Raw genomic sequence first — 15,293 nt, forward strand, 5'->3', positions numbered from 1 at the left:
TACCTCCTGGCTCTGCCAGGCATTAAACTTTCTATAATTCAATGTTATACATTGCATTTCTGAGTCTTATGTATTTCACATATTTTTTCTGATATGAAATATGTTTGTCAATATCCGGCTGATATACAAAGTCCACAGCCAGTTCTTTTTCAAATGACAGTTCCTTTAGTACACCAATCCCATAGAGGGCAAAGATAGCCGCACCCATAATAGAACCTTCCGCCATATTGAGCGTAATAATCTTTTTCCCCAGTATATCTGCAAGCATCTGGCACATCGTTTTTGTTCTGGAAAGACCACCGGTAAGAATCAAGTCCGGGCATATTTTCACCTGTTCATGAATAATATTTACAAGCGAAAACAGATCAAACCCAATACTTTCCAGATATGACTTTACAATATCTACAAGAGTGTGCTCATGAGTCAGCCCGTAAATCGTAGCCTTCACCTTATCATCCCAGTAGGGACTTCTGCACTTAATCAGATAGGGCAGGAATAAAAGATCATCGCAGGCCGGGGGAAGTTTATACAGCTTTTTGTCTACCACATCAAAAATCTCATCAAAGCTCTTTGCATACGCAAATTCTGCAATATTCCGGATCATCCACTGATATCCATTTCCCACATTACTTAAGATCCCACCATATACCCACATATGATCTGTCACGGCATAAGTCCACATCCGTTGCTCACTGTCCACCACCGGGACAGATGTCAGAACCCTTGCAGCTCCGGAGGTACCCAAGTCAATATTGATGACTCCTTCTTTTGAAGCTCCGCTCCCCAGATTTGCAAGTGGCCCGTCTCCTCCGCCCGGTACAACTTTTATTCCTGATGGAAGCCCCAGCTCTTCTCTCAATTCCTGATTTCTGAACTCAAATACTGCTGCACCTGAAACAGGGCAGGATAACTGCTCCTCTGAAATTCCGATCATACTCAGGGCACGGCTGTCCCATTCCAACTGATGAATATTGAACAGCCCGCTTCCTGATGCCATCGAGTAATCTACAACATACTCACCAATTATTTTTTCCATAATGTACTCTTTAATCGAAATGTATTTATAAGCCTTCGCTGCAATCTCCTGTTCATTCTCCCTGAGCCACATAATCTTGGATAAAGGATACATAGAGTTCAAAGGACAGCCGGTTGCCTCATAGAGATAACTTTTTCCATAGATCATAGAAAGTCTTTCTGCCTGTTCGTCACTTCTGGAATCCGACCAGAGAATCATATGATACAGTGGATGTCCGTTTATATCGACTGGAAAAATATTATACATCTGACTGCTGAATGACATCGCTTTAATACTCTGTCTGTCAACTCCGGCATTCTCAACGCAGGCCCTGACTGTATCTTTGAAATACTTCTCAATTTCACCCGGAGACTGTTCCTGCATATACTTACTCACGAGAATGACATCGTATCTGGTCTGCTCTCTATGCAGGATATTTCCTTCTTCGTCGATAATCATGGCTCTCACACTTGATGTTCCGATATCCAACGCAAGGACATTTGTACTCATATATTTTTTACCTCTCTTCCTGACCGGATTCTTTTATGGTTACCTAACTCTGGCGTGCTGCTCTGATATTGGCCGAAAACCGCCTCGCAAGATCAGTAATTGCCCCATAATCACCTGTCTTTGCTCCTGCAGTCAGGCTTCCGCCTGCGCCAACAGCAACACAGCCTGCCTTAATCCATGTTTCTACGTTATCAACATCCACACCGCCCGACGGCATCATTTCAGCCTGTGGCATGGGACCTTTGACGGCTTTCACAAAATCAACTTTTAAGACATTGCCCGGAAAGATTTTTACGATGTCCACACCATATTTTAACGCTTCAGAAATCTCTTTCAGGGTCATACACCCCGGCATATAGGGAATTTTATATAAATTGCAGAGCATCGCAGTTTCTCTGTCAAAACTGGAGCTTACGATATATTGGGCTCCGCTTAATATTGCAATTCTTGCCGTAGGTGCATCTAAAACGGTTCCTGCACCGATTAGAATTTCTTCCGGTTTATATGTTTTTGCCAGTTCTTCAATGATGCGATGTGCTCCCGGCACTGTAAATGTAATCTCTACTGAGGCGCAGCCTCCCGCGATGCAGGCTTCTGTAATCTTCTTTGCCTCATCCGCGTGTTCCGCACGCACGACCGCAACTAATCCATTTTCTTTTATTTTTTTTAATATTTCTTCTTTTTTCATTTTCATTCTCCTATATCTTTCATAAATTTACAATAGTTTTCTTGAAAGGGCACATATTTTAAAGTAAAAAGAATACCTTACCTCATCCAGACTGCTTTTACTGATAAAGCAGATTTGGCAGGAATGTTATAATCTGTGGGACGAATACTGCAATCAAAATAACCGCAAATGTGACAATTGTATAGGGGATGAGTTCTTTACTCACCTCGCTAAATGTCTTCTTGGTCATTCCGCACGCCGTGAAAATCAGTGTCCCGACTGGTGGTGTAATAAGCCCTGTTGTCAGAATTGCAAGGAAAATCACTCCAAAATACACCGGATCAATTCCATACTGAGTCACCGGAGCAATAAAAATCGGTGCAAGTATCAAGATTGCAGGTGTCAGGTCCATGATCATCCCGACAATAACCAACAGTATAAATACGATCAACATGAACACCATTTGAGAATCCGCAAATTTTAATAAATAGTCAGCAACCTGCTGTGGTACACGGTTATATGTCAGTACCCAGGCAACTGCTGACGCACTTCCTACGATTGCCATAACAGTTCCTGTAGACTTCATGGATCTTTCAAAGATTTGTGTGATGCCTTCAAGCTTCAGTTCTTTATATACAAACTTTGAAATAATAAACGCATAAACTACAGTAAAGGCTGCTGCTTCCGTTGCAGTAAAGATTCCTGCTACGATTGTCACCATGATAAATATCGGAAGCATAATTGCCCAGATGACGCCTTTTGATTCATTTTCTTCCACATCAATAACATTTCCCATATTTTTTACTGCACTTTTGGGAACATAGTATCCGCGCTTTTTCCCAATAATATAACTCAGGACCACATGGCCGGCAGTAATCAGAAGACCCAGTATCATCCCCCCTACGAAAAGGCTCGGTATTGCGGCTCCGGTAATAGAGCCATAAAGGATAACCGGTATGCTGGGCGGAATGATGGGCCCTACAACACCGCCTGCTGCCACCACTGCCCCACTGTATGCAGATCCATATTTTTGTTTCTGCATGGCCGGAATCATAATTGCACCGATAGCCGCTGCCGTAGCGATGGCAGAACCGTTAATCGCTGCAAATATCATGGCGCTGACACCTGCAACCATTGCAAGCCCTCCGGGAATATTTCCCAGCTTTTTTGAAACTGCAGCAATAATTCGTTTTGTCATCCCGCCTGAGTTCATAATCTCGCCTGCCAGAATAAAAAAGAAAATAGCCGTCAGAGAATAGTTATCCATTGATTTAATAAACTGATGTGCAAATACCAGTACCTGTACATCACTGAAATACAGCAGTATAATTGCAGATAGAGACAGTGACAATACGATTGGTACACCAATCACAAAAAATACTGCAAAAATGCCCAAATATAATAACAGTGTACTCATATCTTTTTACTCCTCCTGCCTGTCCTTTTCCTGTTTACGCAATGTCTTAACGATTCCCCAAATTCCAATAAATATCCAGACTACACCTGCAATTACTCCCGGTATATAAAACATGGCTCCCGGCAGTTTTGTGGCAGGCAGCGGAATCTTTCCGATTACAGAGATAATTCCGGCACCATATACCATCAAATTCCAGCCTATGATAATCAGTACAGCATACGCAGCCACTGCACAGACTTTTCTGGTCGTTTTGTTCCTGTTAGAAACAACATCAAACCCGATATGACCGCCCGTTATAAACAGATCAGTGATTCCAATAAACATTGCCCATGCAAAAAGAAGGCGTATGACTTCTTCTGCCCAGAGAAATGTATCCCCTAGTATGTACCGTCCCAATGCATTTATGAACATAATCAGTGTCATGGAGAGACCCAAAATCATTAACATTATATTTTCAACCTTTTTTACCTGATTTTTCACTTTTTAACCCTGCTTCCCTTTCCCGGATCTGCCGCTGTGGCTCACGCTCCTGAAGCGGCTGCTCCCCGTTTTATTTTTGTGCTTCTTCAATTACTCTGTCCATAAATTCCTTTCCAATTACCGATTCAAATTTCACATATGTGCTTTGGGCGGCCTCCTGAAAGGCCATCTTTTCTTCATCTGTAAGTATATAAATATCAGATTTCTGAGCGATCTCATCAATATATTCCTGCTCCTGTGTGCGCCCCGCTTCTCTCTCATAAATCCGGACATCATATGCGGCTTTCGTTACAATTTCCTGCAGTTCCTCCGGCAGATCCTCAAGAAGCGCCTTACTGTACAAGACCGGGACAGGCGAATATACATGATCTGATATCGTTGTATATGGCTGGACCTCATAGAACTTATTCGTTGCAATAATTGAAAGTGGATTTTCCTGTCCATCAATAATATTCGACTGAAGTGAAGTGTATATTTCACCAAATCCAAGTGGGGTTGGTGCGGCTCCAAGCTTCTGGAAGAAATCAATATGCACATCATTCTGCATGGTCCTCAGTTTGATTCCTTTCAAATCCTCAGGTTTTACAATTTTTCGTTTATTGTTCGTCAATTCGCGGAACCCATTTTCCCACCAGGAAAGTCCTACTATACCGATATCCTCCATGCTAGAGAGCATCTCGGTTCCGATTTCACCATCCAACACCCTGTCCGCCTGATCAGTATTCAGGAAAAGGAACGGCAGGTCAAATGCAAGATATGAAGATTCAAAAAGTCCAAGCGGGCCAGTCGTTGTCGGACACATATCCAGTGCTCCGATCTGTAACAGCTCTATCATTTCTTTTTCCGAGCCAAGCTGTGAGGAAGGAAAAAGCTGTACATCTACATCATATCCCATCTTCCCTGCTTCCTTTTCCACCCTTTTTTCAAATTCCTTTGATGCCAGATCAATTGGATGGCCGGGGTTAGTTCCATATCCTACTTTGATTGAATAGGATTTTCCCTTTACTGACACTCCACATCCTGAGAGCATACTAATCGCCAGAGAAGCTGATAACAAACACACAATCCATCTTTTCATTCTTATCTCTCCCATTTTTTGATAAATTCCGCAGAACTATATGCGTTTTCAAATGCTTCTTTCTCCTTTTCGTTCAAGTCTCTGACCGGGAGACGGAAACCACCGAATTTAAGTCCTCTCTTCTCAATTGCATATTTATAACCAGATGCATATGGCCCGATTTTAAAGATACTTCTCATCTGGTTAATTTCTTTTTGGATTTCACATGCGTGATCCTTGTCTCCCGCATTGTATGCGTTCCACAGAGCAACGAAAATTTCGGGATGAGAATTAGCAATCGCTGTCACGATTCCTTTTGCACCTGCACACAGGGAAAGGTAAAATAGTCCATCTGATCCGCTGATGGCGATTGCCTCTTCTGGAAGCTCATTTATGTAATCCTGAAACAAGACCATATCCTTACTGCTGTCTTTTACACCAACAATGTTCTCACAAGTCTGTACCAGTCTCTTGTATAACTTCACTGACAACTTATTATTTGCCCTGTCCGGATTGTTATAAATGAAGATTGGCATCTGAGGAACTGCACTGGCAATGGCTGAAAAATTTTGATACAGGTTTTCTTCATCATAAGGATAGAACCACGGAGTGATAAGTGCCATTGCATGAACACCTTTCTCATAACAGTATCTGGCAAATGCTATGCTCTCAGCTGTATTTACACAGGTACCCTGTACGATGATATCTACACGGTCCTTTACCTGATCCACCAGAACATCAATGATATGCTTTTTCTCCTCCAGAGGAATGTTGATTCCCTCCCCCATCGTTCCTATCGGAAACAATCCGTGGATACCACGTTCGATCATAAATTCAATATGTTCCCGGTAAGCAGTCTCATCTAACACGCCTTCCTCAGTAAACGGTGTTAAATTTGCAACAATGATTCCTTCAAATTTTCTGACTAATGTAATCATATTTCTCTACCTCACTTTTTAAAATGTAATTTAACTACATTTGAATATTATCATGTTAGTAGTAATTTTACAATATATTTTTTATTAATTTATGTATTAATACTACTTTTCGTCAAAATTCACAATTTAGTAACGGTAGATTTGTTAAGAAATCATAGTTGATTTTCTAAATCTATACTATAAAATAATCACGACACACAATCATATCCTTCCTCCACGTAACATTCTATTTCTAGGCTAATATACTAAAAAGAAAAAGAAAGAAGTATTTCTATGAAATTTTGTTGTCCAAATCCGCCCGAACCTCCCTGTGGGGAAGATGATGGACGCCGCTTTTTCGCCCAGTTTGCGGTCCAGTCCAGCCCGCCTTCGGGTTCTGAACTCCCTATGCTGGTTTATTTTCAGGAAGGGGATCAGATTCGTCTGGAACAGGACAGCCAGATCATCCTCCCTCCCGGCTATCTCTACCTGATAAACTACCTATTCCTGGCCATACCGGAAGCCGATGGATATATGCAGATCATTCCTAAGATTAATAACTCCCTCCGCCTGCTTTACGCCTCCTATGCGCCGGCCGGAAGCGTGGGCCGAAATGCTACGGCTTCGGGAAGCTTTACTACCAATGAGGCTCTTACACAGGAAGCAATGCTCTCTTTCCATCTGACGTATCCGCCTACAGTCAGAAATATCGATATTACGGGAGCTATATCCGTTACTCCGGTCATTAAAATGTAAAGTCACTGTACCACTCCTTTTTATTGATAATCTGACTAGCTCATTATAAAAGCAGCCGGATTTACACTAAATTCGTAAATCCGGCTGCTCTCATAACCGTCTGAAAAGCGAATATTCAATTGTTACCGGCCCGGGTTCATGCAAAGTGATTTTATATCTGTATACTCCATTCCAAGGCTCAGCGCCACATTTTGATATGTCACCTTCCCCTGATAAGTATTCACAGCAGAATAAATCACTTCATTCTCCCTGCATGCCTCTTCCAGCCCATTCTTAGCAATCTCCAGCCCATAACGCAGGGTGGCGTTGGTCAGTGCGATGGTTGAAGTTCTCGGCACCGCTCCCGGCATGTTTCCGACACAATAGTGAACAACACCGTCCACTGTATAAATCGGGTCATTGTGGTAAGTCATCTTTGTCGTCTCGCAGCATCCGCCCTGGTCTACTGCCACATCTACAATCACGGCACCTTTTTTCATCTGCTGAAGGTATTTCTTCTTAATGACCTTTGGGGCAGCTTTTCCGGGGATCAGTACACATCCGATTACGAGGTCCGCATTTCTCAATGCTTTTTCTATATTTCTATCATTGGAAACCAGTGTCTGGATTCTGGCACCGAAAATATCATCCAAATATTGCAGTCTCTGGGTATTCACGTCCATGATGGTAACATTTGCCCCCATACCGGCTGCAATCTTACACGCGTTTGTTCCAACGGATCCTCCGCCTATAATGACAATATCTGCCTTTTGAGTCCCTGGGACCCCTGCCAGAAGCACCCCCTCCCCTCCATACATTTTTTCCAGATACTTAGCCCCTTCCTGTACGCTCAGTCGTCCTGCAATCTGGCTCATAGGCGCTAAGAGCGGCAGGCTTTTGTCCCTTTCCATGAGTGTTTCATAAGCCACCCCTTTTACTCCTGATTCCAGCAGTGCTTCCGTCAATGGTTTATCCGCCGCAAGATGGAGGTATGTGTAGAGGATCAATCCTTCATGGAACAGTGGATATTCTTCCGGAAGTGGCTCTTTTACCTTCACCATCATTTCAGAAATATCCCAGACCTCTTTTGCCGTACCCACAATTCTTGCCCCAGCCTCTTCATATTCCGAATCTGGAAAACCCGATCCCACGCCCAGTCCGGATTCTACATATACCTCGTGTCCGGCATTGACGTAACTTCCTGCATTATCCGGTGTCATTCCTACACGGTATTCCTGTTTCTTGATTTCCTTCACACAACCGATTCTCATAGCACTTTCCGCCTTTCTCATAGAGATTCCGTTACTGATTTTTCTGTTTCTATTTTTATTATACAAAATCTTTTTGGGGAAAGCTATGCTTATCTGGATATATGGTGTTATAATATTATGATGTTGGGGTCAAAAGGTATTCTGACCCCTGATGCCTACGGATTTCTCCGCACTTCGTGCTCCCGAAATCCTAAAAACATTCGAAATCCGCCCTAATCGGGCTACTTTCTCATGTTTTACGGGTCCCAAAGTCATCCAATTGCATGCGAGCATGCATTGTATGACTTTTTGACCCTGGCATCATATTATTCGTCAATATTTATTATTTAGGGGGATTTACTACAGTGAGAAAAAATGTTGATTTACTGAACGGGCCGATCGCCGGCTCACTTGCCCGGCTCGCGCTCCCGATTATGGGGACTTCGCTGATCCAGATGGCTTATAACCTGACGGACATGCTCTGGATCGGGCGCCTGGGAAGCAATGCCGTTGCCGCAGTGGGGGCTGCCGGCATGTATATATGGCTTTCGGCCGGTTTTACTATGCTTGCCCGCATGGGGGGCAGGTCCTGACCGCCCAGTCGCTGGGTGCGGGTAAGAATGAAGAGGCTGTACGCTATGCATCTGCCGCGCTTTGGATGGGCCTTATTCTGGGGCTTCTGTACGGTGCCGTTTCTATTGTTTTTCATGTGCCGCTTGTCGCCTTCTTCCGGCTGAACAGCCCGGAGGTCATCCGCAATGCACAATGGTATCTGATCATTACATGTGGAGCCATTGTTTTTAACTTTATCAACCAGATCCTGACCGGACTGCTGACTGCGATGGGCAACAGTATCACCACATTTTGGTCTACAACGACAGGGCTCCTCATTAATCTGGTTCTGGATCCAATCCTGATCTTTGGCCCTGGCCCGCTTCCTGTACTGGGTGTAAAGGGAGCCGCCATTGCAACGGTATTCGCACAGGTTATTGTATTTGTGATCTATATCATGCGGATTCGAAAAGACCCTGTCATTTTTTCAAAGGTTAAGATTTTCCACCGGCCTGATTTCCGTTATATCAAAGAGATTCTGCTGATCGGTCTGCCTGCTGCCGTACAGAATATTTTCTTCACAGCCATCTCGATGATCATAGCAAGACTGATCGCGGGATGGGGCGATGCAGCCGTGGCAGTACAGAAGGTCGGCAGCCAGATCGAATCTATCTCATGGATGACCGCGGAAGGGTTCGGAAGTTCGGTCAATGCATTCACGGCCCAGAATTACGGGGCCGGAAAAAATGAAAGAGTCCGGAAAGGCTATTTTACGGCACTAAGGATTATGGGAATCTGGGGTGTATTCACCACACTTGCACTGCTGCTCTTCCCTGAATTTTTGTTCCGCCTCTTCATATCAGAGCCGGATGTCATACCGATGGGCGTCGATTACCTCCGTATCCTTGCACTGTCCCAGCTTTTCATGTGTACAGAGGCTGCCTCTGCAGGAACCTTTCAGGGACTCGGCAAATCCATGCCGCCTTCCCTCACCGGGATCACGTTCAATCTGCTGCGTATCCCCCTGGCAGTCTTGCTCTCTGCAACTGTGTTGAAACTGAACGGAATCTGGTGGAGTATTACCATATCCAGTATTATAAAAGGTATCATACTTCCTGTCTGGCTGATGTTGTTCATGCACCGGCTCTGGAAGAATAAGAAATCCTGACATACAAAAATACCGCAAAATGAAAATGAACTTCATTCTGCGGTATTTTTTTAATCGGTCTCTCTGAGTCCCAGTATCCCTTCTACAAGAGTTCTCACATCGTCAAGAATATAATCAAACGCGCCCGCCTGGCACATGTTAATCAGCACCATGCCGATCGGAACGGCAAGGATCATTCCCAGTACACTGCTTACTTTATAGCCGATATAAAGCAGAAGCAGCGTTACAAGAGGGTTCATCCCCATGCTGTCCCCGACCAGTTTCGGCTGCAGAAGCTGGCGCACGAGCTGGGTCACTGCATAGATGACAAGGAGCATTACCGTTGTCTTATAATCCCCTGTCAGGACCTTATAAAGCGCCCAGGGAATCATGGCCGTCCCTGTCCCGAAAAACGGGAGAAAGTCAAGAAATGCAATCAAAAATGCCACCAGCACGGAATAATGGACACCGAGAACCGCAAAACCTGCAAAAAGTATCAGGAACACAACTCCCATGATTTTGAACTGCGCCTTGAAGTATCCCCCCACCGCAAATTTCAGATTGTCCATGACCAGACTCATCCTCTTTTCAACAGACGGAGGCGATACCTTCTTCAGCCAGCTTATGACTTCCTCTCTCTGTACAGTAAAGAAATATGCCGACATAATGGCCACAATAAAAGAAATCAGCCAGGAAGGAAGGCTCTTGGCAAAATTACCCGCCGCAGTCACTGTCGGCTGGCTGATTTTTGATACCAGGTTTCCCATATATTCATCCAGATTCAGCACAACTGTGTTCCAGCCGTTCTGAATACCTTCCGGAAGTCTGGAAAATGCACCGGACAGTGTATCCCCTATCTGCCGCAGTCCCTGTTCCAATTGTGCGTACAGTTCCGGAAAATTCTTGACCAGGTCCCCGATCTCTGCTGTTATACGGCTGATGGCAAAATACAGAACCAGCACGATGAGTGCCAGCACAACGATAACGATCAGAGCTGACCCCAGTTTTTTTACAATCTTTAACCGCTTCTCCAGCCAGTTGACCAGCGGTGTGGCGATCGCAGAAATGATCCAGCCTATTACAAACGGCATCAGGAAACCAATCGCCTTGATTCCGATTATTACAAACGCTGCTGTTGCTATCAGGCTGAAGATAAGGCTTACAGCTACCTGCCAGTAAGGCCTTTTTTTCTCCATACTTATTCCACCTCTTGTCTGTCCAAATACTCCGTTTCAACGAATTCCCAGATTTCATCTCTGCCCTGTTTGGTAACGGAGGAAAAAGGAATAATTTTTGTTCCCGGAACCAGATCCAGCCCTGCTCTTACCATTTTGACATGTTTCTGTATCTGGCTTCTCTTTAGTTTGTCCAGCTTCGTGGCAATTATAACCGGAGCAAATCCCTGCTCCACAATCCAGCGGTACATCATTTTATCATTCGAAGATGGCTCATGGCGGATATCGATCAGCAGAAATACCGCACGCAGCTGGCTGGAACCATGAAGATATCTTTCAATCAGCTTTCCCCACTGAGCCTTTTCCTTCTCTGATACTTTCGCATACCCGTATCCCGGAAGATCTACAAGATACATCTCCTCATTGATGTTATAAAAATTGATTGTCTGCGTTTTCCCCGGTGTCTGGGAAATCCTTGCGTAGGATTTCCTGTTCATCAGGGCATTGATCAGGGAGGACTTCCCGACATTGGATTTACCTGCAAATGCAATCTCAGGCTTGTCATTGTCCGGCAGTACGCTTGTGATCCCGCAGACCGTCTCCAAATTGATACTTCTGATTATCATATATCTCTCCTGTCTTCCTGTCCGTCTTCTGCCAACAGGGCGGTCTTTAATACTTCATTCATATGTTCTGCCGGAAGAATTTCCAGTCCCTTCGTAATTTCTGAGGACAATTCCTCCACGTCTGCCACATTCTCCTTCGGGATCAGGACCGTCTTGATTCCGGCATTCTTTGCAGCGAGCAGCTTCTCCTTCAGCCCTCCGATCGGAAGGACTCTTCCGCGCAGTGTCACTTCACCTGTCATGGCCAGATCCGCCCTTACTTTATGGCCGGTAATCGCGGAAATCATAGCCGTTGCCATCGTAATACCCGCTGAAGGGCCGTCTTTCGGAACTGCTCCCTCCGGGATATGTACGTGGATATCATGCTTTTCAAAGAAGTCATCTGCAATCTGGTACTCTCTGCTGACTGAGCGGATATAGCTGATGCCAGTCTGCGCGGATTCCTTCATCACATCGCCGAGCTGTCCGGTCAGCATGATGTCTCCGCTTCCCGGCATGACATTGACCTCGATCTGTAGGGTATCCCCGCCTACGCTGGTCCATGCAAGCCCCCTTACAATACCGACTTCGTCTGTTGCATTGACCATCTGGTACGTATATTTTTCTTTTCCGAGATACTTGTGGATATTCTTCTCTGTCACCGCAATACCTTTTTTCTGTGTTGTCAGGATCTCTTTTGCCGCTTTTCGGCAGACATTTCCAATCTCCCGTTCCAGCTGTCTGACGCCGGCTTCCTTTGTGTAGTTACGTGCCATTTTCCAGATTGCATGCTTGCTGAACGTCAGCTGTTCCGGCTTCAGGCCGTGTTTATCAAGCTGCTTTGGAATCAGGTGTTCTACTGCAATGTGCAGCTTTTCATTCTCTGTATAGCTGCTGACCTCGATGACCTCCATCCGGTCCAGAAGCGGTCTCGGGATTGTCTGAAGCGTATTCGCGGTTGTGATAAACAAAACCTCCGACAAATCCAGCGGTACTTCCAGATAATGGTCACGGAACTTGCTGTTCTGCTCGCTGTCAAGCACCTCCAAAAGTGCGGAAAATGTATCCCCCTTATAGTCTGTACTTACCTTGTCGATCTCATCCAAAAGCATGATTGGGTTCTTAGCGCCGGCAGTCTTCATCGCACTGGCTATTCTCCCCGGCATTGCCCCTACGTAGGTCTTCCTGTGCCCGCGGATCTCTGCCTCGTCACGCACGCCTCCAAGAGAGATTCTTACATATGGCTTCTTCAGGGCCCTTGCCAGTGATTTTGCAATAGACGTCTTACCTGTTCCCGGCGGTCCTGCCAGACATAAGATCGGGCTTTCCCCCTTCTTCGTGAGAGATCTCACTGCAAGGAATTCCAGAATCCTCTCTTTTACCTGATTCAGCCCATAATGGTCCTCGTCCAGCACCTTCTGTGCAAACTCAATGTTATTACTGTCTTTTACTGCTTTATTCCAAGGCATTTCTAACAGCGTCTCGATATAGGTCCTGATCACACCGCTCTCGGCAGGGCTGTTCAGGGAGCTTTTGAAACGGCCGATCTCCTTCTCCAGCTTTTCCTTTACTTCCTTCGGCGCCTTCAGCGCTTTTGCCGCTTTTTCAAATTCTTCTGCATCGGATATCGTTGTATCCTCGCCGAGTTCCTCACGGATTAGTTTTAACTGTTCCCTCAGAATATATTCCCTCTGGTGTTTATCGACCCTTTCCTTTACTTTCATCTGGATCTCTTCTTTGATATCCATGATCTGGACTTCATTTACCAGTTTGAATGCAAGCGCCTCATACCGTTTCCAGAAATCCGTCTCGTTCAGGATTTCCTGCAGGTCTGTATAATAAAGGGGAGTGTTTGCAGCAATTTCATCTACAAGCTTCTTCAGTCCCTGTATCTCCAGCACCTGTGCCACAGCCTCCTTGGACATCTTTCCGTTCTTTGCCGCAAAGTCAACAAACATATCCTTCAGTCCGCGCTCCATCGCCTGTCCATTCAGGTCCTCGGGAATCGTGATGTCAGATTCATCAATGACATCCACCTCGGCACGCATATACGGATCCTCATACTCGATTGTGCTTAGTATGCCCCTTGTCTCTCCGGAAACAAGTACTCTTACAATATGCTTGGGCAGCTTGATGATCTGCTTGATCGTCCCCACTGTCCCCACTTCGAACAGGTCCTCCTTTTTGGGATTCTCTGTCTCTATATCCTTCTGTGTTACCATAAATATCTTCTGGTCTTCTACCATAGCCTCCTGAATAGCTGCTATGGAACGCTGGCGGCTCACATCAAAGTGAACAATCATCTCCGGCATAATTGTCATGCCGCGCAGCGCAACCATCGGAAGGCTTCGCCTCTCACTTTTCATTACGTCTCCTCCTGCCTGTATGTCTTTTCTTAATGTTTCAATAGCTTTCCGCCTTTTTATCAGACATGCTAAAAGGGCGGATACATGGTCATTCCATTGCACCCGCCCGAATCTTTACGCGCTCACTGAGTTCAGGAACGATCTGCGTTCTTCTCCATCGCATTCATACAATGGCCTTCCCGTTCCTTTTACTACTTCTTTTGTTATCCGGCATCCCTTGATCGTATCATCAGACGGCACCTTAAACATCGTATCCATCATGATGTTCTCCATAATCGCCCTGAGACCTCTGGCCCCGGTCTTTCTGGCAAGAGATGTCTCTGCGATTGCATACAGGGCTTCTTTATCAAATTCAAGTCTTACCCCGTCTAATTCAAGCAGTTTCTGATACTGCTTCACAATCGCACTCTTCGGTTCTGTCAGGATTCTGATCAATGCTTCCTCGTCGAGCATATCCAGTGAAACATTCACCGGCAGACGGCCTACAAGCTCCGGGATCAGGCCATATTTGACCAGATCCTGCGGAAGTACCTGATGAAGCAGTACATCTACATCATATTCATGTTTGGAAGCGATCTCCGCATTAAAACCGATTGACTTCTTGTCGAGACGTGTCTCGATGATCTTGTCAATCCCCTCAAAAGCACCACCGCAGATAAACAGGATATTCGTCGTGTCTATCTGGATCAGTTCCTGATGAGGATGCTTCCTGCCGCCCTGTGGCGGAACAGAAGCCACGGTTCCCTCAACAATCTTTAAAAGAGCCTGCTGTACACCTTCCCCTGATACATCACGGGTGATGGACGGGTTCTCTGATTTTCTCGTAATCTTATCAATCTCGTCTATATAAATGATTCCATGCTCCGCACGTTCAATGTCCCCGTCCGCAGCCTGAATCACCTTCAGCAGGATATTCTCAACATCCTCGCCTACATAGCCTGCTTCCGTAAGCGCCGTCGCATCTGCGATGGCAAACGGCACATTCAGAATCTTGGCCAGTGTCTGGGCAAGCAGCGTTTTACCGCAGCCGGTCGGTCCCAGCATCAATATATTACTCTTCTGCAGTTCAACCCCTAAGTCCTGTTCTGCCATAATCCGCTTGTAATGATTATATACAGCGACTGAAAGTACCTTTTTGGCTTCATCCTGTCCGATCACATATTCATCAAGGAATGTCTTCATCTCTTCCGGTGTCAGAAGATTGATGTCATCGAACTCTTTTCTTTCGTCATATTCGAATTCTTCCTCAATAATCTCAGCACACACATCGATGCATTCGTCGCAGATATATGCCCCGTTAGGGCCCGCAATCAGCTTGCGGACCTGTGACTGGGTCTTATTGCAGAAGGAACATCTTACTGTATCATCACTTACTTTTCCTGCCATATTACATTTCACCT

General features: G+C 45.3%; 12 protein-coding genes and 1 pseudogene. 2 read left to right on the plus strand and 11 right to left on the minus strand.

Translation table 11 applies throughout. The features are described from left to right. Positions 1 to 31: 31 nt before the first annotated feature. From DWX43_RS04850 to DWX43_RS04875, 6 genes are all read right to left on the minus strand, one after another. Positions 32 to 1,525: a gluconokinase gene (locus DWX43_RS04850; RefSeq protein WP_118619177.1), complete on the minus strand. Its 1,494-nt coding sequence runs from the start codon at positions 1,523 to 1,525 to the stop codon at positions 32 to 34. A 43-nt stretch (positions 1,526 to 1,568) separates the two neighbouring features. Beyond that, a complete protein-coding gene (locus tag DWX43_RS04855; protein ID WP_109729498.1) occupies positions 1,569 to 2,213 on the minus strand; it encodes a bifunctional 2-keto-4-hydroxyglutarate aldolase/2-keto-3-deoxy-6-phosphogluconate aldolase in 645 nt (214 codons plus the stop codon). Between the two features lie 97 nt (positions 2,214 to 2,310). Further along, on the minus strand, positions 2,311 to 3,609 hold the full coding sequence (locus DWX43_RS04860) for a TRAP transporter large permease (RefSeq protein ID WP_109729499.1): 1,299 nt from the start codon (positions 3,607 to 3,609) through the stop codon (positions 2,311 to 2,313). Positions 3,610 to 3,615: 6 nt separating this feature from the next. After that, the gene (locus DWX43_RS04865) at positions 3,616 to 4,056 is read right to left on the minus strand and encodes a TRAP transporter small permease subunit (RefSeq protein ID WP_146203247.1); all 441 of its coding nucleotides are present in this window, start codon (positions 4,054 to 4,056) and stop codon (positions 3,616 to 3,618) included. 103 nt (positions 4,057 to 4,159) lie between these two features. Beyond that, a complete protein-coding gene (locus DWX43_RS04870) occupies positions 4,160 to 5,167 on the minus strand; it encodes a DctP family TRAP transporter solute-binding subunit (protein WP_182440623.1) in 1,008 nt (335 codons plus the stop codon). Positions 5,168 to 5,169: 2 nt separating this feature from the next. Next, entirely contained in the window at positions 5,170 to 6,084 is a 915-nt protein-coding gene (locus DWX43_RS04875; RefSeq protein WP_109729502.1) for a dihydrodipicolinate synthase family protein, read from the minus strand. A 273-nt stretch (positions 6,085 to 6,357) separates the two neighbouring features. Here DWX43_RS04875 and DWX43_RS04880 point away from each other — a divergent pair, with 273 nt between their 5' ends. Beyond that, complete coding sequence (locus tag DWX43_RS04880; protein ID WP_243099257.1) at positions 6,358 to 6,819, plus strand: hypothetical protein; 462 nt, start codon at positions 6,358 to 6,360, stop codon at positions 6,817 to 6,819. A gap of 122 nt (positions 6,820 to 6,941) precedes the next feature. On the opposite strand, the gene ald is transcribed toward DWX43_RS04880, so the two are convergent. After that, positions 6,942 to 8,069, minus strand: a complete 1,128-nt coding sequence (ald, locus tag DWX43_RS04885) for an alanine dehydrogenase (protein WP_118619181.1) — start codon at positions 8,067 to 8,069, stop codon at positions 6,942 to 6,944. 455 nt (positions 8,070 to 8,524) lie between these two features. Between ald and DWX43_RS04890 the strand changes: the two are divergent. After that, positions 8,525 to 9,768, plus strand: a pseudogene (locus DWX43_RS04890) (MATE family efflux transporter). 50 nt (positions 9,769 to 9,818) lie between these two features. Here the strand turns inward: DWX43_RS04890 and ytvI are convergent. The 4 genes from ytvI to clpX form a co-directional block, all read right to left on the minus strand. Next, on the minus strand, positions 9,819 to 10,943 hold the full coding sequence (gene ytvI, locus DWX43_RS04895; RefSeq protein WP_109729504.1) for a sporulation integral membrane protein YtvI: 1,125 nt from the start codon (positions 10,941 to 10,943) through the stop codon (positions 9,819 to 9,821). A gap of 2 nt (positions 10,944 to 10,945) precedes the next feature. Further along, positions 10,946 to 11,548, minus strand: coding sequence for a ribosome biogenesis GTP-binding protein YihA/YsxC (yihA, locus tag DWX43_RS04900; protein WP_118619183.1), 603 nt, complete (start codon positions 11,546 to 11,548; stop codon positions 10,946 to 10,948). Further along, a complete protein-coding gene (lon, locus tag DWX43_RS04905; RefSeq protein WP_109729506.1) occupies positions 11,545 to 13,893 on the minus strand; it encodes an endopeptidase La in 2,349 nt (782 codons plus the stop codon). Before lon ends, yihA begins: the two co-directional genes overlap by 4 nt. A gap of 114 nt (positions 13,894 to 14,007) precedes the next feature. Next, positions 14,008 to 15,279: an ATP-dependent Clp protease ATP-binding subunit ClpX gene (clpX, locus tag DWX43_RS04910; protein ID WP_109729507.1), complete on the minus strand. Its 1,272-nt coding sequence runs from the start codon at positions 15,277 to 15,279 to the stop codon at positions 14,008 to 14,010. Positions 15,280 to 15,293 lie beyond the last annotated feature (14 nt).

This window comes from Clostridium sp. AF19-22AC, assembly GCF_003479085.1.
Lineage (GTDB): Bacteria > Bacillota > Clostridia > Lachnospirales > Lachnospiraceae > Faecalicatena_A > Faecalicatena_A orotica.